Below are 23,013 nucleotides of genomic sequence, written 5' to 3'. Positions count from 1 at the left end.
AAATATATTAATTTAGAATAAATATAGATAATGTTTTTTTGAAAATTTTTCTTCCTCTTTTTTAAGCATTTAAAGTTTAAAATGTAAAACCATTTATTGAAAGGGTGGGCAGAATGGTTTAGAGAATAATCAGTGAGATTTTTAATTAAAATCTTTTCTTTCTGTCAAATTTGAACTTTTGGGTTTTGTTTCTAATTTGATTTGTTTATGCTTTTTTAGATGTTTTTATTGTGAAAGTAGTAATTAAAGTGGGTTAATTTTAAATAAGATAGATTAAAATTGTTGATTTTATTGTTGATTTTAACTTAGTTGTGAAATCCTGTAAAAAATTGTAATTTTACCCATCTTTTTACAAACAAAATCTAATAAAAAAAATGAATACAGAACAGTTTGTGAGCCGTCACATTTCTCTAAATGAAGCCGATAAACAGGCTATGTTGGAAAAAATTGGCGTTTCAAGTGTCGAAGAGTTAATTTCTCAAACCATTCCTTCTTCTATCCGTTTAGAAAAAGACCTTGAGATCTCAGAACCGTTGTCAGAGTATGAAATGCTTAATCATTCTAAAGAATTGGCATCAAAAAATACTGATTATACGAGTTATATTGGTTTTGGATATCATAATACGTTATTACCATCGGCGATTCAAAGAAATATTTTTGAAAACCCAAGCTGGTATACTGCTTATACACCTTATCAGGCAGAAATTGCACAAGGAAGATTAGAAGCTCTTCTTAATTTCCAGACTGTTGTGTGTGACCTTACAGGTTTTGCTTTGGCAAATGCTTCGTTATTGGATGAATCTACGGCTGCTGCAGAAGCAATGCATATGTTCTTTAATAACAGAACTAAAGATCAGAAGAAAAATAATGCTAATAAATTCTTCATCTCGGATCTTGTTTTACCACAAACAATATCTGTATTAAAGACAAAAGCTGAAGGATTAGGAATTGAAGTTGTAGAGGGAGATCACAAAACTCACAATTTTGATGAAACTTATTATGGAGTTTTATTGCAATATCCAGGTAAAAATGGTATTGTATTAGATTATACAGAAAATATTGTAGACTATAAAAAATTAGATTTACAGGTTGTTGTAGCTTGTGATCCAATGGCTTTGGTTAAGCTGAAGTCTCCGGCTTCGATGGGAGCAGATTGTGCTGTTGGAACGACACAAAGATTTGGTATTCCTTTAGGATACGGAGGTCCTCACGCTGCGTTTTTCTCTTGTAGAGAAGATTATAAGAGAGATATTCCGGGTAGAATCATCGGTATTTCTCAGGATATGTACGGAAGACGTGCATTAAGAATGGCTTTACAGACGAGAGAACAGCATATCAAAAGAGAAAAAGCAACTTCAAACATTTGTACAGCTCAGGTTCTTTTGGCGGTAATGGCAGGTATGTATGCTGTTTATCATGGTCCGAAAGGATTAGCTTATATTGCTGATCAAATTCATTTTAAAGCTAATGCTTTGAAAGGAGGTCTTCAGGCTTTAGGATATCAGACTGTTGAAGAGCCAATTTTTGATACTGTGAAGATTGCGATGAGTGAAGATGAAAAAGCAAGATTGACGAGATTGATGCTTGATCATAGATTAAATCTAAACTATTTCACAGAAGGAGTTGTAAGTATTTCTATCAATGAAAGTACTACATTAGATAAACTTAATTATTTATTCGCATCTTTTGCTCAGTTTAAAGATAAGCAGTCTTTCAAATTAGAGATTAAAGAAGGATACAGTATTCCTGAAGAAAACCTGAGAAAAGACGAAATTCTTACAGAAGAAGTATTCAACAAATATCACACAGAAACGGAATTGATGCGTTACATCAAGCGTTTGGAAAGAAAAGATTTATCATTAACACATTCGATGATTTCTCTTGGTTCTTGTACGATGAAATTGAATGCTGCAACTGAGATGTTACCTCTTTCTTGGGCAGATTGGGGTAGTGTTCATCCATTTGTACCAGTAAATCAGGCGGGAGGATATCAGGAAATGATTCGCGAACTGGAGAGTGATTTGGCTAAAATCACAGGTTTTGCGGGAACTTCTCTTCAGCCAAATTCCGGAGCTCAAGGTGAGTATGCAGGATTGATGGTTATCAGAGAATATCATATTTCAAGAGGTGAAGGTCACAGAAATGTAGTATTGATTCCTCAGTCTGCGCACGGTACCAACCCAGCTTCTGCTGCAATGGCAGGTATGAAGATTGTAGTGGTGAAAAATCTTGAAAATGGAGAAATCGATTTTGAAGACTTAAAAGCTAAAGCTGAGCAACATTCTGAAAACCTATCTTGTGTAATGATTACTTATCCGTCAACTTACGGATTCTTTGATGCTAATATTAAAGAAATTACAAGTTTGATTCACGAACATGGAGGTCAGGTTTATATGGATGGGGCAAACATGAACGCTCAGGTAGGATATACAAGTCCAGGAAACATCGGAGCAGACGTTTGTCACCTGAATTTACATAAAACATTTGCAATTCCTCACGGTGGAGGAGGTCCTGGAGTTGGCCCGATTTGTGTGGCTAAACATTTAGTGCCTTTCCTTCCTACAAATGCCAATATTAAAGTAGGAGCTAAAGAAGCGATTGAAGGTATTTCTGCAGCACCTTACGGTTCTGGATTAATCTTAAATATTTCTTACGCTTACATCAAGATGTTAGGAACTGCAGGATTGAAAAAATCTACAGAACATGCTATTTTGAATGCTAATTATCTGAAAGAAGTTTTAGCTGAGCATTTCCCGATTTTATATTCAAACGGAAATGGAAGAGTTGCTCACGAATGTATAGTAGATTTCCGTCAGTTCAAATCTTTAGGAATTGAAGTTGCTGATGTAGCAAAGAGATTGATGGATTATGGTTTCCATGCTCCAACGGTTTCTTTCCCTGTTGCCGGAACATTGATGATTGAGCCTACAGAATCTGAAAGTAAAGCAGAAATCGATCGTTTTGCAGAAGCTTTAATTGCTATCAAACATGAAATTGATGAGATTGCAAACGGACAAGCTGATCCAGCAAACAACGTGTTGAAAAATGCTCCTCATACAGAACAGGTGGTAATCTCAGATTCTTGGGATAAACCTTACAGTAGAGAAAAAGCAGCTTATCCGTTGGAGTGGGTGAGAGACCACAAGTTTTTTGCTACTGTTTCAAGAATTGATGAAGCGTACGGAGACAGAAACTTAGTTTGTACTTGTGAGCCTATTGAAGCTTATATGTAATTAAAAAAGTTTATTGATATATAACAAAACCCTCTCAAAGCTGAGAGGGTTTTGTTTGTATTTTGCATTTCAGCCCACATTTTGCTAATACAATGTTAGCTGTAGTTTCTTTAATTATATGAATGATAATATTCATTTTTCAAAAAAGATACTTTTTTTATATCACATCCAAAAACGAAGGTTCTAAAAATTGGTTCGTCTGTAAATGGAATTTGGTCTTGAAAATAATCAATCTTCATATTTTTTAGAATTTCGGTTAATTTGATACTTTCGTTTTTGTCAGTTCCAAATCCAATACAATTTGCTTTTGCCCATTTATCTGCTTTTATGTGATTGAATGCATATTCGATTATCTCACTTTCTAATTTGAAATATTTTAAATTCTCCTTTTTCCCGTATTCAGTGTAATACCAAATATATGAGGATTCATTTTCTTCAATCCCGAATCCTTCTGAAATAGAATTTCCAGCTATTGAATATCCACGAAAATCATAACAATTGCTTTCCATCCAATTTTTCAACTCAATTTTTGTTTTTGGTACACTTTCTTTCATTAAACGTATTATTGTTTGAAATTACGGCTAACGGAAAAAGGCTTTGCGAAGTGTGGGAATTCGAAGAACAAGAAGTTTAAGAATTCAGAAACGAAGCAAATGCTTTTTCAGATTGTCTAATTTAGAGAAAAAAACAATATGAAAAGCAGTTGCGGATTATTTTGACAAGATTTCAATCAATGACTTAACCCCGCATTTTGCAAAACCTATGTTATACGATGTTTTTTTAAAATGGTAAATCATCATCTTCATCATAAACTTTTTTCTTAATGCTCATTCCGAGAAGATATCGTTTCCAAAAATATTTACCTTTTTCAGTGAAATCAAAGTAGCTTCTTTGATTTTCATCATCTCTTGTTTCCAAAATTATATCTAATATTTTGAATTTTTCAACGACCAAAATATCAATATTGTCTGGTAAATATCTCCTTGAACTTATTTCTTTTCCAATATCTTTAAAATATACAAATTCGTAGGTTTCTTTAAATTTACGATATTCATTTTCTAACAAATCATTTTGCTCTAAAGATTCATTTTTGTTAGTAGATATATTTGTTAAATTCTCAATTTCTTTATTTAATATATCAATTAAATTTTCTCTTTCATCAAGTTGTGTTGTCAATATTTCTATTTTCTTGTTTAAATCTTTCTTTTCTCTGAAAGAAGCTTTTATGTTTTCTAATTCACTTTCTTCTTCCGCCAATTTTTGTTTATTCTTAACATCTAAAATTGTTAAATTTAAAGCTTCATTCTTTCTTCCTTCAGTTGCTTTTTTCGTTAATTTATCTATAAACATTAATAAATAAGGAAATACTATAATATACAGAAAGGAAAATAATAATGGTAGAATTAATATATTGAAAATATTATTATACTCAAGAGTTATAAATTTAATTTTATCTTCAATATTCTTGCTTGAAAATATTAAAATTAATATAGGTTTCCAATTAATTAAAATCCAAGATGTTAAAAAAGATCCAATAATTGGATTCTTTAACCTTTCTTTATTTGTTTCGAAAATTGACGATAGGATGTCTTTCATAAAATATCGTATAACGGAAAAAGTATTGGCGATAATGGCGGATTAGAAAGCCTAAACTTTCAATTTTGCACTAAGCTAAGCAACAGCCTTTTATTATTTTCTAAATTTATGAAAAAAGGAAATAATAAAAGGCTGTTGCGATAAAAAAAGGAGAAACTTTCAATATCTCTCTTAAACCGCCATTTTGCCAATACAATGTTATGTGTAGTACCTTTATTTTTTGTTTTTTACCTTTGCGTTTTTAGTGATATTTTCTCCTAATGCTTGTTCAATAATATTTTCATCTGGTAAGTTTTTCCAGGCATTAAAATTTGGAGAAAAATCAATCTTTTTATATGAAAAATCGAAATCTCGTAGGATTGATTCTTTTTTGAGTTTAATTTTTTTAGATGATTTTTTCAATAAGTAAAAAACGATATCAATAATCTTTTCAGCTGTCTCTTTTTCTACTTTTTTGCCATCGTGAACAAGTTTATTTCTAACTTTTCTACAATCCGTTAATTTGGAATAGATTTCTTCATTCAATATTCTTTTTTGAAAAAGTAATTCAAGTTTAACACTCATAGACCAAGTTCTATTATCTTCTTTTAGAGACTTGAGTCTATTACTAATAGGGGTATTAGGATTATTTTTTTCAATATTTATAAATTTATTTTCCCACAACGAATCAATTAATTGTTCTATTGTTATCCATAGATTAGAAAGAACTAAATCCCAATTCTTATATTGATATTCAGTAAAACCTCTTAAAAGAAAAATAGGAGAAAGATTTTTTATTTTAGATAAGATTTGCTCACCTATATTAAGTTTTGCATTTAATTCGCTAACTTTTAGAATTCTTGGGCTGCTTAAGAGTATAGTATCAATGTTACTTGTTTCCTTCATTCTAATTTTGGAATGTAAACTTGAAATATAACTTGATCCTAGACTAGTTGGCCATATTGCCCAATTGTTATCTAAGTTGCCAGAAACAATATCTTTCTGGTCTAATCCTTCAATGTAAAAATCTGCGAGAATAAGCTTAGTGAAAAATTCACTAAAGTAAATAATAGCATTTTCTTTTAATTTAAAATTTTTATTTTTAGGAATAGCAATAGCACCATCATAACACACTAAACAAGGTAATTCTGAGTTTGGAATTGTTATTTTACAAACTATACGAATTAAATTTCCATTATTATAAGTTAGATTATTTATTTGCTCTAGGCTAATTTCCCAAGGTTTTTCATCATCAGGAATAATAAAAGTATATGGATGAAGAAATGCAACCCAACAAGGATTGTTTTGAATATCTTTATAATTTTCTATTTCACTCACTTGAATTATTGAGTATCTCTCGAGGTATTACACATAACGTCACGATTAACGCAATGCGTCAATCCAAACTATAAACATAAAATTAATAAATCCATAATTAAAAACCAACTTTAATTCGAATTTCTGTGAAATTTTATAAATGAGTTTGTATGTAGAGAATGATTTGTGAGAATTGATAGATTAAATTAGTTGCTTATTTGTGTTTTTAACAGCCTTTGCTTCTAAATTTTTAATTAGTTCAGCTTTTACAACTGTAAAAGCATAATCCTTGGCTTCTGCAAAGGAAACATCATATTTTCTCTCAATATTTTGTAATTCTTCAGGAAATTTTGATAAAAGATTGTCATAAAAACTACCCAGAAATTTTTTGGAAGGCATTTCGTAATTAATTTTTAGCTGGAAACGTCTTATCAAAGCGGTGTCTATAATTTCGGGATGATTGGTTGCACAAAGTAAAAGAGCATTTTCAGGATAATAATCTATCAACTGAATCAGGGTGTTGACAAGCCTTCTCATTTCGCCCACATCTTTGTCGTCGCTTCCTCTCGCTTTCCCGATTTGGTCGAGTTCATCAAGGAAAAGAACAGATCTTTCTCTTGCTGCTTTGTCAAAAATCATTTTTATGTTTTGTGAGGTTTCTCCAATTCTCGATGAAACAATATTGCTGAGATTTAAAATAATAATATTTTTACCTAAAGCATTGGCAATTGCCTTTGCTGTCATCGTTTTTCCGCATCCTGAACTTCCTTGAAGCAGGATTTTGTTGTTTACGGGAAGTCCGTATTCCTGAATTTCTTTGATGTAGGTATGTTCTTTTATGAGTTGTACAAATTGCTCCTTATTGTGCGGTGTGAGAAAAACGTCATTAAGTGTTACTTCTTCTTTGTCTTGAATGATAAGGTTGTACAGATTCATGTTTTGAGGCAATTATATGCAAAGATAAGGCTTTAATCTTTCAGGTAGATGTTTCTACAATAGCTTTAATTTTTTCCGAATGGTCTCTGTCAGAAAGGTTGATGAATGATTTTATCTGCCAGTTTTTTGTTTTCTGTGCTTGTTTGTTTTTAGGGATATTCCATTCAGGGTAAACTCTGAATCCTCGCTTTCCTTCTTTTGATGGTGTTGTAAGGATTTGATTTTGAATTAAAGTTTTTTTATCAAAAAAGAAAAAGCCCTGATTGTTTAGAGACTCTGTAAATATCAGATAAAAATCAAAATTATCTGTTGAGTCAAAAGGTTCAGTTTCGTTACTTTCGGGATTTCTTTTCCATAAAGTTACAAATTGCCCCGTTTTTTTAGGAGTAATTTTAGCTTTCCTGAATTTTATATTGAATTGATTAAGCTTAAAATTGTATCCGAAATATTCTTCACACTCTAAATCTTTATGTAGTTCAGCGATATTTAATTGTAATGCGCTGAAAACTAAGTTTTGAAGATGTTCTAGTTCTTTAATCATTGATGAAAGCTTACGGTAAGAGTATAAATTTATGAATTAAATAACCGGAAATATATAAAATAAAAAAAGCCGAACTTTCGTTCGACCCTATCGGCTATTATAAAAATTAAAATTTGTTAATGATGAAGGTTCTTACGTTATGTTTTTCTGCCCTTTTACTCAGCTGAGTAAAAGAGCGAACAATCTGAATTTAGATTGTAAACATAAGACAATACGAATTAGTAAATTTTCTCAATAAGCTAATATTCTTTAAATATTACTTAATTAATTTCTTTCTCTTCTAACAGTAGTGAAATAAGAAGCGAAAACTAATAAACATGTTGCAATTCCGATGTAAGTTACCATTTTGTTGATTTTTTAATTATTTGATTTTTTATTATCAATTTTACATTTGCAATATTACGACTTTCAAATGGCGTGCCAAAGTTAATTCTTATGATGTTTATCAGTTAGTTATGGAGTGTTTTTGTGATGTTTTCGTTAAATTTAGTTTACATTTATTTAATTTATTTTTGAAAATTTATATGTATTATTTTTAATTTATTTGAAAATTTTTATGAATTTAATAATATTTGTTTGTTTTGTGTTTCGGACTTAATAAATCAAAATGAATTAAATGCTTTGCATAATATCACGGTTTGGTGATTAGGTGAAATGTTTTTAGTTTGCTTTTTTGTATATTTCAAGTTAGAAAGATTTGTTTTTTTTTTTATAAGATGTAAGAAATATAACAATTGAGTTACTTTGGTTGTTTTTATAGAGTAAAATACGGAATATGGGACGGAGTTATTTGTTTTTGGCGTTGGCGATTGTTTTTGAAATTATAGCAACAACTTTTCTGAAAAAATCTGAACAGTTTACAAAGTTTTTTCCTTCAATACTTACAATATTAGGATATGTGGTGTCGTTTTATTGTCTGAGCATTGCATTGCGTCAGATTCCAATAGGTATTGCGTATGCGATTTGGTCAGGAGTGGGGATTGTATCTATTACTATTATAGGAGTTTTTGTTTTTAAGCAAATCCCCGATTGGCCAGCAATTATTGGTATTTCCTTAATTGTAATCGGAGTAATTGTGATTAACCTGTTTTCAAAAATGAGTGGACATTAATTTTAGCATAATCAATTCTTTTGGACTTTTAATAAAAACCAGAATAATATTCCATAAAAGTAAAAATTGGAGTAATTTTGAAGCATGATGAATTTAAACCAGATTTTCACCAATCAGCGTACAGGAAACAATCCACATACAAAGGCTTCAAGAACAGATTTTCAGAGAGATTTTGACAGAATTATTTTTTCATCGGCATTCAGGAGACTGCAAAATAAAACGCAGGTTTTTCCGCTTCCGGGAAGTGTTTTTGTGCATAATCGTTTAACACATTCACTTGAAGTTTCGTCTGTTGGAAGAAGTTTGGGTAGTATTATCGGAGAATTTATTCATGATAATTTTAAAAATGATTTAACTGAAGATTCAAGAAATTTTTATCTTCATAATTTAGGAAATGTAATTGCAGCAGGATGTCTTTGTCATGATATAGGAAATCCGGCGTTCGGACATTCTGGAGAAGATGCCATTGCGAGTTATTTTGACCGAAATGAAAGTGCTTTAAAATCAAAATTCAATGAAAAAGAATGGGCAGATTTGGTGAATTTTGAAGGAAATGCAAATGCAATCAGAGTTTTGGCTCAGCAACAGCAAGGAAAAGATGCTGGAGGAATTCAGTTGACTTATACTACTTTGGCGAGTATTGCAAAATATCCTTGCGAAGCAGTTGCTAAGAAAAAAGGGACTGTTCACAGAAAAAAATTCGGATTTTTTCAGAACGAAAAAGATATTTTTCTTGAAATAGCAAAAGGTACCAACCTGATTTCTGAAAGTGAAGAACCTTATATTTTCAAAAGACATCCGTTCGTTTGGCTTGTAGAAGCTGCTGATGATATCTGTTACAATATTATAGATATGGAAGATGCTCATAGATTGGGTATTGTCTCTACGGCTGATTGTAAAAATTTATTTTTTGAATTGGTAAAGTCTGAAACGGATGATGTAGAAAGAGTAGAGAGAAAGCTAAATTCTATTTCTAATGAAAACGAGCAAATTTCTTATTTAAGAGCGAAAGTTATCAATGCATTAATTAATAAATCTGTTGAACTTTATACAAATAACTTTAATGCAATTCTTGAAGGGAATTTAGATAAAGGACTTCTTGATATTTATAAATCTGAAAATAGTATTTTGCAGGATATAGAATCTTTCTCTAAAGAAAAAATATATAATCATAAAGCTGTTGTAGAGATTGAAAATGCGGGTTATAATGTAATGTATGAATTATTAGACCATTTTATTCCTTCAATTTTAAAATCTGAAGATCAGGTAAAATCGTATGATAAAAAAGCATTAAAGCTGATTCCTAAACAATTTATCTATGAAAACGGAACCGATTATCAGAAAGTTTTGGGCGTGATAGATTTTGTTTCAGGAATGACGGATAATTATGCAACTGACCTTTATCGTAAAATTAAAGGAATAGATATCGGGATGACAATGTGATATTTTATTTTTAATATATTGATAAACTTCTTCAACTATTGGAGAAGTTTTTTTGTTTTTAAATCTTATTGTTTCTGCGGATTTTTTTTTGATTTGAATTTTTTGTATGTGTTTGATATATAATGATGTATTTTAAATTTATTTTTGTTATATTTAAACAAGCACATAGAGAGGTGTTTTCGAGAAATAAAACTATTAAGATACATTAAAAATTAAAGCTATGAGTTTTGTATTAGCTCCCATTTTAGTCTTCGGACTTATTATTTTATTTGCTTCATTTTTTGTCGTGAAGCAAGAGACTGCTGTCATTATTGAACGTTTCGGAAAATTACAGGCTGTAAGACATTCCGGACTTCATTTAAAGCTTCCGATTATTGATCAGATTGCGAAAAGATTAAATCTGAGAATTCAACAATTAGATGTAATTATTGATACTAAAACCTTAGATAATGTTTTCATAAGAATGAAAGTTTCGGTTCAGTATCAGGTAATTAGAAACCAAGTTGCAGATGCGTATTACCGTTTGGAAAATCCTGAAAACCAGATTACATCATTTGTTTTTGATGTAGTTAGAGCTGAAGTTCCAAAATTAAAACTTGATGATGTCTTCGTAAGAAAAGATGATGTTGCAAATGCTGTAAAGAGTGAGCTTCAGGAAGCCATGAACAGCTACGGTTACGATATTATTAAAGCTTTGGTTACAGATATTGATCCAGATGAGCAGGTAAAACACGCCATGAACAGGATTAATGCAGCTGAAAGAGAAAAAACTGCAGCAGAATATGAATCAGAAGCTCAAAGAATTAGAATTGTTGCGGTTGCAAAAGCTGAAGCAGAATCAAAAAAGCTTCAGGGGCAGGGTATTGCAGACCAAAGAAGGGAAATTGCAAAAGGTCTGGAAGAATCTGTAAGAATGCTGAATAATGTAGATATCAATTCTCACGAAGCATCTGCCTTAATTGTGGTTACGCAACATTATGATACCTTACATTCGGTAGGAGCGAATAATAGAAGTAATTTGGTTTTATTACCCAATTCACCAACTGCAGCCAGCGGAATGTTAAACGATTTGGTTGTTGCAATGACGACTGCAAATACTGTAGGAGAGGCAAATAAAGGCAAATATCCACCTCCTCCAAAAGAACATGAACATTAAAATTGAAAATAATAACTCTCAAATTTTTGGGAGTTTTTTATTTCTTGGTTTTTGAAATCTGTTTTATTAAGATGTATTTTATGGAAGAACCATCTGCGGGAGGATTAGGAATATTTTCGGTCTTAACCTTTAAAACATATTCATAACCAGGTTCATAACTGAATCCCTCTATATTACTGTAAAAATTTGACCAGTTTTCTGATGCATTTTCTTTGATTTGCAGACATTTCATTCTTACAATACCTGTACAATCTGCTGTTTCAGCACCTACAATAAACGTCTTTTCATTAGAATTAGAAGGATTAGCAGAAGAAGGTGCACACTGTGTAATCGTAAATAATGCTAAAATAGGAAGTATGATTTTTAAGTTACTCATAATAATTTTAATTGTAAATGTTAAAAACAATAGCTATGCCGAAATCTTTAGCGAAATTTATTTGTTAATTAGTTAAAATTAATTAATTTGAACCTTATTAAGCACAAAATATCACAAAAACAAATCGTAAAATATAATATGGAAAATGAAATTCATGTTGAAAATTATAAAATTCAGCAGCCGGACGTTTGGGCTGGAAATATTGGAGACCAGGAACTTATAAATCGAATAAAAGATTCTGATTTTTCACAGAAACAAATTGAAGAAGGTAGAGATTACTGTTATTTTTTAGATAAAAAATATTACACCAGCAATACAGAAAATAGCGAGTATGCCTGTATGGCTTATACACTGAATGAACCTGCTAATCTTGAAAGGGCGTCTGTTTCCGATATTATTGTTGAGGAAAATGAAGTATATTATATACATCGAATAAGTGTTTTAAGAGATGGTGTTTTGGTAAACAAAATTCCTGATACGAAGATAAAGGTTCTTGATAGTGAAGGGCAAAGTGGAGGGGGAATTTTGAGCAGTAATAAAAAGATAAATATTACTATTAAAGATTTAAGACTTTATGATGTACTTATTCTGGAGGATTCTCGTGTGAAAATTTTTACTGAGCGTGATTTTTTAAGAAAGGAATTTTCAAAATATGTTTGGGTAAGCCCAGATAATTATTGGGCTTATGGAAGCTATAAATTTACTTTTATTAATGAAAGAGATAAGGTAATTGCTTATAAAAAAACGTTTTTCAGAGATGATCAGGGGAATGTTTTGGAACCTGAAATTAATTATTTGAAAAAAGGAGAAAAATTTTCTGTTGAAGAAGAAGAATATATAAACCCTGTAGATACCGGGCGCGAAATTTTCCCTTATATAGATTTCGCAACAGATAATAATTGGAACAATTTATCAAATTATATATCACCAATTTATCAGGAGATTTTTAATACATCATCTTTGCCTGATTTTGCTCCTAATTTGGTTGAAAAGTTAGATGCTATTCCTGATTTAGAGGATAAAATACAGTTTGCAATAGAATTTGTTCAGAATAATATTTACTATATATTCAATGCGGATGAAATGAATGGTCACAAACCTCAGGAGCCCGCGATTACATATGAAACCAAGCAAGGGGATTGCAAGGCAAAATCGGTTTTATTAAAGGTAATTCTTGATTATATCGGTGTTGATTCTTCTGTGGTTTTGGTTAATTTTCATACCGATTTTTACATTAAGTATTATCTTCCTTCATTGTTGACTTTCAATCATGTGATTGTTAAAATTAATCATAATGGAGAGGAATACTTTATTGATGCGACGGTTCGTGATGAATTTGGATTGCTTGAAAACCGTGGGTTTATTTACTTTATGCATTATTTGGAAATAAAACCCAATCAGGAACTGCAAACAAGAAAAGCTTACAAATACCCTTATTATTGTATTGATGAGAAGGTTGAATTTAAAGCTCAAAATACAACTGGGAAATTGAAGCTGACAACTACTTATCGAGGAAATCGAGCCAATGCAATGAGAAGGTATTTTAAAAATACAAATAGAAGGGAAATTGTAGATAATTGGAATAGTTTTTTGTTTTATAGTCTTAATTACGCAAATGATAGAAACGGAACAGATCTCAGAAATGTTTTTAAAGAAGCTTCGATTGATATCGTAAGTGATGATAAAAAACTGAACGAATTTAAAATTCAGTATCACTCAACAATTGAGAGTCCTTATTTTGTAGATCCTCAGAAAAATCGTTTTCTGATGTATTTTGACCGAAATGTAGTAAAAGAAAATGCAAGGAATTTCGTGCATAAAGATTTACCGTTTTGGCATAATTTCGATAGTGAAAAGTATGAAATTACTCTTCAAACTGATCAAAAAATTGATGTTGAAGAGAAATATACCATTCAGGAAAGTGCAATCTCAAATCCTTACTTTGATTATAAAAGCCGTAAAAAAATCAATAAAAATGGAGGAACGGTATATATAGAATACAATCCGTTAGTGAATTTGGAAATTGAGGAAAAAGATTTTGAACAATTCAGAAAAGATCATCATACAATTGCAGATAGTAATTTCGGATTAGGGATTGATATCATTGAGCCGGGATTGATGAACAGACTGAAATTTAGTTTTAAAAAGAAGTTTAAATAAAAAAATATTGATGGGTTCGGCGGGGTTGCAAAGCAACCCCGCCGATTCGTTACAAGTTTGATGTGAAATTCAATTATTGTATCTTCGTTTAAAATATTGTTTCAATGGTGTATAAGGTCTTATCCCTTACCTTCGTTGTAATACTTTCATCATTAGTAGGTGCTCAAAAGTTAACAAAGGAAGAGGTGGCAGGTTTTTGGACTTTACAAGAATCTGGTTTTTATGAAAATGGAAAGAAAATTGTCAAAGATTTCGATAATTGTCGTTTGATGAGAAATTATGCGCTAAGAGAAGATGGTTTTGCGATTTATAATTATATAGAAGGAAGTATAGGAAATTGTATAGCAACGGAGCCTAGACTTTCTTTTTGGCGAGTTGTAGAAAACAGAATTCAGTTTTATATTGATGATAAAATTCTAGAAGAAGTGGAAGTAACTTTGAATGATGATAAAACTATTACTTTTTCCAGCTATATTCCAAAGCCTATTAATGATAGCGATCATATGATAGAAAAATTGATGAATACAATTCATTATAATATTCTAAAAAGGTATTAATAATACAAATGATTTAATAATGAATAATGTTACTATTGCTCATCTCATAAATCTGTTTATATATTCTTTGTATTTTTTTTCGAGAGCAGGTAGTGGAGTAGATATTTCTAGTTTAGACTATATTATTTCATGTGTAATGTCTTTTTTTATTATTGGTGCTGGATATTTAAATGCAAGAAAAGGAATGTCTTACAGGTCTGTTTTGTGGGTGTTTTTCGTTAATGTATTTTTATTTATTCTTTCTGGGATGTTTGATCAGTTTGGAAGTAATTTTAACATTTTATCAACAGGTAATAGCGATACATTTCTTTTTACTCTAGCATTGATTGTTTATAATGGTTACTTTTTCCCATTCATTCATTCTTTGGAAGGTTCAGGATTTTCATTAGTTGTTCCTGTATTGTTGACTTTTTTTCCATATTTAGGGTTTTGGATAGGAATTAAGACTGTTAATCAAACGAAAAATGAGAAGAAGTCAACAGAAATCTAAATTTTTAGATTAAATTATATTCTTTATTTTAATTTTGAGAATGAGATTTGATTTTAAATTTCTGTATTCCAAATAGTAATTCAAAAAATAATCTAAAATCTGAAATCAAAGACCAAATAGGATATTTGAAGGTTGCAGGTTTATTTCTTTCAATTACGGCATGACTAAACCAGGCAAAGCTATATCCAAAAATTGGTGCATACCATAAAAACCGCTCTTTTCCTGAGCTGATAACATATCCAATAACGAAAAAGACCAAAAGAGTTCCAATGAAATGAAAAATTCTTGTTCCTGTTTTAATGTGTTCGGTAAGGTAAAACTGATAAAACTCTTTGAATGTTATTATTCTTTCAGACATGGTGTTTTTAGTTTAAAGTTACTGAGAAATAAAGCAATAAGTTCGCCAAAACAAAAAAGACAAAATTGCTTATAACAATTTTGTCTTTTTATGATTTTATCTTTTATATATAGTTTAGTTTAAATTTTTATTCAATTTACTGTTCTTGTAACCATAGCAGAAATAGATAACCAAACCTATCGCAAACCACAATCCGAACCAAAACCAGTTATCATGGCTCATTCCCGTAAGAAGGTATAAACATGAACTTAATCCGATTAATGGAATCAAAGAAAGGTTTTTAATGAATGTTAATACGCATAAAACCAAGTTGATAAGAATGAAAAAGAAAATAGATGCTCTGAATTCCCCTTCTTTAGGATCTTTCCAATCCAATATATGTTCAAAAAACTCTGGTTGCCAATAATGAAATGCTACTAATCCGCCAATAAAAATAACGGGGAAAATTACTTTTCCATTGATATAAGGTAAATGAAAACGCCCTTTTATTTTTTCTTTCGTCGGAAGTACCAAAACTCCCGCACAAACTAATACGAAGGCAAAGATGGTTCCGATACTTGTAAAGTCTAGGATGAATGTTTTATCTGTAAATAAAATAGGAATACCCACTACAATACCTGTAATAATGGTTGCGAATGAAGGAGTTTTGTATTTTGGATGTATGTTTTGAAATTTTTGAGGCATCAATCCGTCACGGCTCATTGCGTACCAAATTCTAGGTTGTCCCATCTGGAAAACCAACAAAACGGTTGTGATGGCAACGATTGCGATGAATGAAACAGTAAGTTCCATCCAGGCAACATTGGCATTCGTTTTTTCAAAAATGAAAGAAAGTGGATCACCAACTCCGTCGAACTTTCTGTAGTCAACCATTCCGGTCAATACCAATGTAAGAGCGATGTATATAAATGTGCAGAGTACCAAAGAAATAATCATTCCTTTTGGTAATGTTTTTTGAGGATTTTTTGTTTCTTCTGAAAGTACGCTTAATGCATCAAACCCGATATAGGCAAAGAAAACACCTGAAACGGCACTCATGACTCCTACAAAACCATTAGGCATAAAAGATGGTGAACCTGTTTCTGGACTGATTGGTGTCCAGTTCTCAGTGTTGATGTATGAAAAACCAACCAATACAACGAGAACAATAACTGCCAGTTTTAAAATTACCAAAGAGTTGTTGAAGTTTTTACTTTCTTTTACTCCAACATAACATAGCCAAGTAATTAATCCGTTAATAACCAAAGCAGGAATATCAACAATAAACTTTAAACTTCCTAATAAAGGAGCTGTATTCCATGCATTAAGTAGTTCTTTATTCTCAGAACCGTTTAAAAAAGCCTTTTTGGCTTCTGTGTAACTGCAGGTTAGATAATCAGGGATATGCATACCCAAACGTTCAAGAAAACTTGTGAAATAGTCGGACCATGAAAAAGCAACATAAATATTTCCGAAAGAATATTCCATGATGAGAGCCCAGCCAATTATCCAGGCTATTAATTCTCCAAAACTAGCGTAAGCATAAGTGTATGCTGAACCTGCTGTAGGTATTCTACTAGCAAACTCTGCATAACAAAGGGCTGTAAAACCACAGGCAAAACCGCATATCAAATATAATAAAATTACACCGGGACCTCCTCTGAAAACAGCTTCTCCCAAACTACTAAAACTTCCTGCACCAATAATTGCCGCAATACCAAAAAATACAATGTCCCAAACACCTAAAACTCGTAATAAACCAGTAGATGTATCTGATCCTGAATAGATTTTTCTTCTAAAAAGTTGACTCATTCAATTCCTATATTTGATTTGAAAAAAACAAATGTAATTATTTCTCTGATATAATTTAGATTTTCTTAAGATTTCTTAGTGAAAAGTTAAGAAGTATTAAAAAATAATCCACATATTAACAATATGTTAAAACGCTTGTATATACAATATCTTTTCAATATTTTCGTTGATAAATTGTGGATAACTTTTTCCCTTAAATTTAAAATATTTGGCTCTTTATTTGTGGCTTACACATTTTAAAATTTGATATTAATGAAATCAAAAAAGATACTTCTGGCGACTGCGGTGATGTATTTCGGTATTTCCGAAGCTCAACAGTCTCAATACTTTACACAGAAAGAAAACTACAGATTCAATCTGGCTGAAAATCTTTATCAGACTAAAATATATAATGCTTCTCAATTTGAATATGCAAGACAATATTTCTATAATGAGAATTTGTCACGCTCAAAAAAGGAGGCAGCTCAATTTTTTGATAATGTAATAGGTGTAATTCTTCAAAAAAATCATGCTGAAGAAGGATTGACTGCTTTTATGAAAGAATATCCAAAATCAGCATATTTTGCACAGGCTAATCTTCCTTTGGCAGACTATTATTTAGCAAAAAAAGATTTTGAAAAGGCTTTAGAGACTTTGAAAAAAGTTAATCAGTATCAGCTTTCAAAAGAAGAAAATACGCAGTATATCCTGAAGTTGGGGTATGCTAAATTCATGATGGGAGATTCTAAAGGTGCAACAGATGCCTTAGAAGAAGCTTATAAAACAGCCGATGAATCTCAAAAAGGAGATATAGCTTATATGTTGGGACATCTTTATTACTCGAATAGACAGAATGATAAAGCATTTCAGTATTTTGATTCTGTAAAAGACCAGCCTAAATACTCAAAACTAGTTCGTCCTTATTATGTACAGATGTATTACAATGATAAGGACTATGATAGAGCAATTTCTGAAGGAAATGCTTTATTAAATGAAGATATTTCTGAATCTTACAAAGCTGAAGTTCACAAAATCATTGGTGAAAGTTACTTCATGAAGAATGATTATACTTCGGCTTATCCACATTTGAAAGATTATTTGAGTGTTCAGCAAAATCCGTCTGAAAATGACCTTTATGAAATGGGATTTGTTGCAGCTCAGCTTAAAAAATATGATGAAGCGGTTTCTTATTACAACCAATTGATTAACAGTAATTCAGCTTTGGCTCAAAATGCTTATTATCAATTGGGGAACGCGTATTTGGCTGTAGATAAAAAACAGGAAGCTTTATCCGCATTCCGCTCTTCTTATCAGATGGATTATGATGCAAAAGTTAAAAAACTAGCGCATGAACAGTATGCAAAACTAAGTTATGATATAGGTAACCCGTTTGAAAGTGCTTCGAATGTTATCCAAAAATATATCAATGAAAATCCGAATGATACAAACGGAGCCGAAATGAGGTCACTTTTGGTAAAATCTTACTTATATTCAGGAAACTATAAAGAAACATTAAATGCGATAGACAGACTTCAAAGTTCTTCTCCTGATATTGATAAAGTTGACCAGGAAGTTTCTTATTTGTTGGGAACAGAAGAATTTAACAAAGGAAATTATGATGAGGCAGAACAATATTTTCTGAGAAGTCTGGCTTTTAATATTAATAAAGAGTTCAACAACAGAGCTTTATATTGGTTAGGGCAGGTTTATTATCAAAAAGGAAATTACCCTTCTGCGATTGTTCGTTATGAAAAACTATTAAATGAAAATTTCCCTGAAAAGCAACAATTGCCTTATGATTTAGGATATGCTTATTTTAAATCTAAAAAATTTGACCAAGCAGAAAAATATTTCAAACAATATCTTAATAATCCGAAATCGGAGTTTAAAAATGATGCAGAACTTCGTTTGGCAGATATTCATTATGCAAATAATAATTTGAACGAGGCTATCGCAATTTATGATAAAACCGATGATGCCACAGATTATACATTGTATCAAAAAGCAATGGCTTTAGGATTTAAAGGTGATACTCAGGCAAAAATTAACAATCTTAAAAATTTATTGTCAAAATATCCAAATTCGGAATATTATGATGATGCTCAATACGAAATTGGTACAGCTTATGCGGCTCAGGATGATTTTGCCAATTCAAATGATTTCTTCGGAAAAGTAATTAAAACTTCTTCTGATAAAGACTTAATTGCGAACGCTTCTATTTACAGAGCTCAAAATTATATCGACCAAAATCAGAATGAGAAAGCTCTATCCGAATTGAAATCTCTTGGTGAACAATACAAGAATACAGCGTATGCAGAGAAGATTGTTCAGGCTGCAAAACCTATTTTCACTAAAAACGGGGATGTTTCAGGATATGAAAATTTTGCAAGAAATATTGGCATAAATGTAGATGCATCTGAAATTGATGAAATCAACCTTTCCACAGGAAAACAATACTTCTCTAAAAAGGATTATAAAAATGCAATTTCTTATTATGAGAAATACTTAACTCAAAATCCAACAGGAGAAGGGCTTTATCAGGCAAAATACGAGCTTGGGGAAAGTTATTATCAAACAAAAAATACAACAAAAGCATTGTTGGTATTGCAAGAGATTGCAAATGTTCAGAACGATTATCAAGACGATGCTCAGACTCGTTTAGCTCAAATTTACATTGCTCAAGGCGATAATAATGAAGCTAAAAAATATCTGGAAAACATTAAAAATTCATCAAATGTAAATGTGAAGAACTATGCAAATGTTGAGTTGATGAAGATGTATGCGGAGGAAAAGAACTTCTCTCAGGCTGAAAAATTGGCTGATGCGGTAATTGCAAATAATAAAAACTCATCGGCTGTAATTGAAACTGCGAAAGTTATTAAAGCAAGAAGTTTGATGAATTCAGGTAAAGATAAAGATGCTCAAACAGCTTATGCTTCCCTTGAAAAGTCATCGAATACAGAAGTTGCAGCGGAAGCTCTTTATGCCAAAGCATATTATCAAAATAAAGGTAAGGCTTTCAAATCTTCAAACGAAACTATCTTCAAATTAGCCAATAACTATGCTTCAGAAGAATATTGGGGAGCAAAAGCTTTGGTTTTAATGGCTAAAAACTATGTTGGGTTAAAAGACAATTATCAGGCAAGTTATACATGCGATCAGATTATCGAAAATTATAAAGATTTCCCTGAAATTGTTGCAGAAGCGAAGGAAGTTAAGAAATCAATTAAGAAATAAGGGTTAATGGGTTATAAAGTTTTCATATACTTTTTTATAGTTTCTATTTCTTTGGGAAGCTGTTTTCCTGCTTACAATGTTTCATCAAAAGAATACAGAAACGTAAAAGCAGATTTTCTTAAGAAAAAGGTCTTTGTGACGAATAAAGAACTGAAAAAAGAATATGAAATTTTAAGACATTCAAAAATTTACGAAATTACTAATGATACAGCTTATGTAACCAGAATAAAGTTGTATCATATGAAAATTTCTACACCTTATTGTGGTAATCCGATCATTGGAACTGTAATTACGGCAGGGCTTTTACCGAGTTATTTTCCGTATAATAGTTCCTATAGCTATGATTTAATTGAAAACAATACAACAACACATCATCAATATCATATAGGAGTTAACCAAAGTTTTTGGTTGTTTAATATATTTAGGTTGGGAAAAACTTTTAAAAGACAATCAGGGAAGGCTTTATTAGGCAGTTATGTTGCTTCAAATAAATAGCCTATAGTGTACTTTTTCAAATAAAGAAAATATGAACAGAAGAATTCAATTATTATCCATTATATTTTTAGGGTTTTCGTCGGTGGCGTTTTCCCAAATCAAAGAAGAAAAACTGATTCTTAATAAAAAAAGAGAACCGGAAGTAAAGAAAATCGAAAAGAAAAAAACTTCTGTGGAAACAATTAAGAATTATCCACCGGAAGAGAAATCTCAGAATCCTGTAAAATATACAATTACAGATGTTCCTGCGGTTTCAGACTTCAAGACATCTACAATTCAGGGTGAAGATGTGGCTCCGAAATTTGACGGAACTGCTCAGAACAATTACGTTCAGTTCGGAATGGGAAATTTTGGCAAAATTTTAGCAGATGCCAATATCTCCACAACTCTTGAAAACAAAATTGAAGTTGGAGCAGATGTTCATGTTCTTTCAACTCAAGGATTGAAGAAAGACTACGCTTGGGATTCTAAGCAAAGCAATGCAACAATCGGAGCTTTTCTCAATTCTTACGGAGACAAAGGAAAATTCAATGTAAATGCTGAATATGGCTTAAATAACTATAATTATTATGGTATTTATGCTTTAGAACCTGCTTCAGATGTTGATTTAAAGCAAAAAGTTAATCAGTTTAAAGTAAATGGGTATTATGATTTTTATTCTAATGAAATTTTAAATGATGTTAGGGTAAAATCATCGTTTTTAAAAGACCATTTTGATGCTCAGGAAAATCAGGTTTCAATTTTGGCTAATTTTTCAAAACATGGAGTAGAAGTAGGAAAATCCGGGATTAATTTGAATGCAGATTTAGGGGTAGGTTTAGAAAGCGTAAAAACTGATTTTGCAATCAGAGATAAAAATTTGGCTAGTTTTTTTAATACCAATTTAGCACCTAAAGTTACTTTTAGAAAAGGAGATTCTTATTTGATGTTAGGTTCTTCATTTTCGTTCCTAAATGCTAAAAATTCTAATGATTTTTTTGCTGAACAATTAAAAAGTAATAAAACATATTGGTTTCCACAGGCTGAGTTTCAATTTGCGGCAGCCAACGAATTCAAATTTTATGGAGGAGTTGATGGTGGTTTAAAACTGAATACTTACAGTGATTTGCTTCAGCAAAATCCGTTCATTGTTTCTGACCAATATTTAAAACCTACTGAAACTAAATATCATTTTTATGTTGGTTTGAGAGGGGATATTGACGAAACTTTCAAGTATGATATTTCTGCGGGATACGGAAAAATGAGAGACATCGTGTTCTTTAAGGCGAATGACTTGTTCGGAAATGATTATACATTAAATCGTTCTGCATATAATTTCGCCAATACTTTCTCGGCAGTTTATGATGACGGAAATGTAAGTGATATCAAAGGTAGTATTCAATATTTTCCGTTGGAAAATTTAATTTTGGATGGGGAAGTAAGATTTGCAAAATATGATTTAAAAAACTACGAAAATATCTATAATGTTCCTCTTTTAAATGCAAGTATTGGTGCTAAATATACTATGCTTGATAAAAAATTATTGTTAGGTTTCAAAGGTATTTTTGCAAGTGACAGAACTACCAATTCATTTGCTATTGAAGGAGTTGGCTCGCCAATGCTTTATCAATCAACAGAAGATACTAATGATAAAGTGGGTGGTTATGCGGATTTAAACCTTTCGGCAGAGTATAAAATTCACAAAAATTTCAGTATTTTCGCACTTGGAAATAACCTTCTAAGTTCAAAGTATCAAACTTATAAAGGTTACAAGGTTCTTGGAGCTCAGATTTTAGGAGGAGTGAAGATTACTTTCTAGAAAACTGATAATAGATTTTGGCTTAGAACCTATCTTTTATCTGAATCGGCTGCATAGTTTAATGGATAGAACTTCGGATTTCGGCTCCGACAGTGAGGGTTCGAATCCTTCTGCGGTCACAATGTAGCAAACCCAATCCCACAGCTGGTTTGCTACTTTTAAAGCTTTTTGGAAGCGTATTAATCAGTAACAATAACAGTAACAATTAATACGTATGAAAAATCTTAATTTCGGATGTAAAAGATCCGATTTCCTCGTAACCAACTCTAATGATGATTGGTTTATTCAGTGTCGTTTTTATGAACCAGACAGAGTGAAGCATGCTAAAATATATTAATTTATTAAGCATCTTTTAAAGTTGTGCGCTAATATAAAATTAATTCCAACACGAAAGATTTATTTTTAAAAATACCGTATTTTTACGGATATCCGTAAATAATAATAAATGCTTAATATTACA

General features: G+C 31.2%; 19 protein-coding genes and 1 tRNA gene. 12 read left to right on the top strand and 8 right to left on the bottom strand.

Going from position 1 to position 23,013, the window contains the following annotated elements:
• Positions 1–374: 374 nt before the first annotated feature.
• A complete protein-coding gene (gene gcvP, locus OH806_RS07690; protein ID WP_264743097.1) occupies positions 375–3,233 on the top strand; it encodes an aminomethyl-transferring glycine dehydrogenase in 2,859 nt (952 codons plus the stop codon).
• A 110-nt stretch (positions 3,234–3,343) separates the two neighbouring features.
• On the opposite strand, the gene OH806_RS07685 is transcribed toward gcvP, so the two are convergent.
• From OH806_RS07685 to OH806_RS07665, 5 genes are all read right to left on the bottom strand, one after another.
• A complete protein-coding gene (locus tag OH806_RS07685) occupies positions 3,344–3,787 on the bottom strand; it encodes a hypothetical protein (protein WP_264743096.1) in 444 nt (147 codons plus the stop codon).
• 226 nt (positions 3,788–4,013) lie between these two features.
• Positions 4,014–4,829, bottom strand: a complete 816-nt coding sequence (locus OH806_RS07680) for a hypothetical protein (protein ID WP_264743095.1) — start codon at positions 4,827–4,829, stop codon at positions 4,014–4,016.
• Between the two features lie 213 nt (positions 4,830–5,042).
• Positions 5,043–6,146 (bottom strand): hypothetical protein, encoded by a 1,104-nt coding sequence (locus OH806_RS07675; protein WP_264743094.1) that lies wholly within the window; start codon positions 6,144–6,146, stop codon positions 5,043–5,045.
• 180 nt (positions 6,147–6,326) lie between these two features.
• Positions 6,327–7,061 (bottom strand): AAA family ATPase, encoded by a 735-nt coding sequence (locus tag OH806_RS07670; RefSeq protein ID WP_264743093.1) that lies wholly within the window; start codon positions 7,059–7,061, stop codon positions 6,327–6,329.
• A 40-nt stretch (positions 7,062–7,101) separates the two neighbouring features.
• Positions 7,102–7,602, bottom strand: a complete 501-nt coding sequence (locus OH806_RS07665; RefSeq protein WP_264743092.1) for a MepB family protein — start codon at positions 7,600–7,602, stop codon at positions 7,102–7,104.
• 775 nt (positions 7,603–8,377) lie between these two features.
• Between OH806_RS07665 and OH806_RS07660 the strand changes: the two genes are divergently transcribed.
• From OH806_RS07660 to OH806_RS07650, 3 genes are all read left to right on the top strand, one after another.
• On the top strand, positions 8,378–8,713 hold the full coding sequence (locus OH806_RS07660; RefSeq protein WP_264743091.1) for a DMT family transporter: 336 nt from the start codon (positions 8,378–8,380) through the stop codon (positions 8,711–8,713).
• A gap of 87 nt (positions 8,714–8,800) precedes the next feature.
• Positions 8,801–10,156 (top strand): deoxyguanosinetriphosphate triphosphohydrolase, encoded by a 1,356-nt coding sequence (locus tag OH806_RS07655; protein WP_264743468.1) that lies wholly within the window; start codon positions 8,801–8,803, stop codon positions 10,154–10,156.
• A 220-nt stretch (positions 10,157–10,376) separates the two neighbouring features.
• Positions 10,377–11,312: an SPFH domain-containing protein gene (locus OH806_RS07650; RefSeq protein WP_264743090.1), complete on the top strand. Its 936-nt coding sequence runs from the start codon at positions 10,377–10,379 to the stop codon at positions 11,310–11,312.
• Positions 11,313–11,349: 37 nt separating this feature from the next.
• On the opposite strand, the gene OH806_RS07645 is transcribed toward OH806_RS07650, so the two are convergent.
• Positions 11,350–11,688, bottom strand: a complete 339-nt coding sequence (locus tag OH806_RS07645; protein ID WP_264743089.1) for a DUF4377 domain-containing protein — start codon at positions 11,686–11,688, stop codon at positions 11,350–11,352.
• Between the two features lie 138 nt (positions 11,689–11,826).
• On the opposite strand from OH806_RS07645, the gene OH806_RS07640 reads away from it, so the two are divergent.
• The 3 genes from OH806_RS07640 (at position 11,827) to OH806_RS07630 (ending at position 14,895) form a co-directional block, all read left to right on the top strand.
• Positions 11,827–13,848 carry a hypothetical protein gene (locus tag OH806_RS07640; RefSeq protein ID WP_264743088.1) on the top strand — a complete coding sequence of 674 codons (2,022 nt, stop codon included), beginning with the start codon at positions 11,827–11,829 and terminating at the stop codon, positions 13,846–13,848.
• A gap of 104 nt (positions 13,849–13,952) precedes the next feature.
• Entirely contained in the window at positions 13,953–14,405 is a 453-nt protein-coding gene (locus OH806_RS07635) for a lipocalin-like domain-containing protein (protein ID WP_264743087.1), read from the top strand.
• A 19-nt stretch (positions 14,406–14,424) separates the two neighbouring features.
• Entirely contained in the window at positions 14,425–14,895 is a 471-nt protein-coding gene (locus OH806_RS07630; protein WP_264743086.1) for a hypothetical protein, read from the top strand.
• A 28-nt stretch (positions 14,896–14,923) separates the two neighbouring features.
• Here OH806_RS07630 and OH806_RS07625 read toward each other — a convergent pair whose 3' ends face one another.
• Both OH806_RS07625 and OH806_RS07620 read right to left on the bottom strand, forming a co-directional pair.
• Positions 14,924–15,253, bottom strand: coding sequence for a DUF962 domain-containing protein (locus tag OH806_RS07625; RefSeq protein ID WP_264743085.1), 330 nt, complete (start codon positions 15,251–15,253; stop codon positions 14,924–14,926).
• A 114-nt stretch (positions 15,254–15,367) separates the two neighbouring features.
• Positions 15,368–17,044, bottom strand: coding sequence for an APC family permease (locus tag OH806_RS07620; RefSeq protein ID WP_264743084.1), 1,677 nt, complete (start codon positions 17,042–17,044; stop codon positions 15,368–15,370).
• Positions 17,045–17,296: 252 nt separating this feature from the next.
• On the opposite strand from OH806_RS07620, the gene OH806_RS07615 reads away from it, so the two are divergent.
• The 5 genes from OH806_RS07615 (at position 17,297) to OH806_RS07595 (ending at position 22,890) form a co-directional block, all read left to right on the top strand.
• The gene (locus OH806_RS07615; RefSeq protein WP_264743083.1) at positions 17,297–20,260 is read left to right on the top strand and encodes a tetratricopeptide repeat protein; all 2,964 of its coding nucleotides are present in this window, start codon (positions 17,297–17,299) and stop codon (positions 20,258–20,260) included.
• A gap of 6 nt (positions 20,261–20,266) precedes the next feature.
• Positions 20,267–20,755 (top strand): hypothetical protein, encoded by a 489-nt coding sequence (locus OH806_RS07610; RefSeq protein WP_264743082.1) that lies wholly within the window; start codon positions 20,267–20,269, stop codon positions 20,753–20,755.
• Positions 20,756–20,786: 31 nt separating this feature from the next.
• Positions 20,787–22,553: a TonB-dependent receptor gene (locus OH806_RS07605; RefSeq protein ID WP_264743081.1), complete on the top strand. Its 1,767-nt coding sequence runs from the start codon at positions 20,787–20,789 to the stop codon at positions 22,551–22,553.
• A 47-nt stretch (positions 22,554–22,600) separates the two neighbouring features.
• Positions 22,601–22,672: transfer RNA gene (locus OH806_RS07600), tRNA-Arg, on the top strand.
• 95 nt (positions 22,673–22,767) lie between these two features.
• Entirely contained in the window at positions 22,768–22,890 is a 123-nt protein-coding gene (locus OH806_RS07595; protein WP_264743080.1) for a hypothetical protein, read from the top strand.
• The last annotated feature ends 123 nt before the right edge of the window (positions 22,891–23,013 follow it).

The sequence above is a fragment of the Chryseobacterium oryctis genome (genome assembly GCF_025971925.1).
GTDB lineage: Bacteria > Bacteroidota > Bacteroidia > Flavobacteriales > Weeksellaceae > Chryseobacterium > Chryseobacterium oryctis.
This window is presented reverse-complemented; position numbering and strand designations above follow the sequence as displayed.